The 448-nt window shown below is 46.0% G+C and carries 1 tRNA gene and 2 rRNA genes; all 3 read left to right on the top strand.

Going from position 1 to position 448, the window contains the following annotated elements:
* Positions 1 to 99: ribosomal RNA gene (locus QYG89_RS17160) — 23S ribosomal RNA — on the top strand; the annotation flags it as partial.
* 135 nt (positions 100 to 234) lie between these two features.
* Positions 235 to 350: ribosomal RNA gene (gene rrf / locus QYG89_RS17155) — 5S ribosomal RNA — on the top strand.
* Positions 351 to 372: 22 nt separating this feature from the next.
* Positions 373 to 447 (top strand) — tRNA-Asn (locus QYG89_RS17150).
* Position 448 lies beyond the last annotated feature (1 nt).

The raw sequence follows: 448 nt of genomic DNA, 5'->3' as shown, positions 1-448 counted from the left end.
TAGTAAGATCCCTGAAAGATGATCAGGTAGATAGGTTCGAGGTGGAAGCGTGGCGACACGTGGAGCTGACGAATACTAATCGATCGAGGACTTAACCAATCACGCCGTATGGCGTAAAAGCAACACCAAATGGCACTCGATTGCCGGTTACTTGAAACATATTATCCAGTTTTGAAAGAACAAAAAGCTTGCAAAACAAGAATTTTTTGTTATAATAATAAATGTCTTAAATAGTCTGGTGGCGATAGCGAAGAGGTCACACCCGTTCCCATACCGAACACGGAAGTTAAGCTCTTCAGCGCCGATGGTAGTTGGGGGCTTCCCCCTGTGAGAGTAGGACGCTGCCAGGCGAAATATTAAGCATAAAATTATTCCGCAGTAGCTCAGTGGTAGAGCAATCGGCTGTTAACCGATCGGTCGCAAGTTCGAATCTTGCCTGCGGAGCCAT

The organism is Bacillus lumedeiriae, assembly GCF_044891285.1.
Taxonomy (GTDB): domain Bacteria; phylum Bacillota; class Bacilli; order Bacillales; family Domibacillaceae; genus Pseudobacillus; species Pseudobacillus lumedeiriae.
Note: the sequence above shows the minus strand (reverse complement) of the source record. Positions and strands in the feature narration are given on the sequence as shown.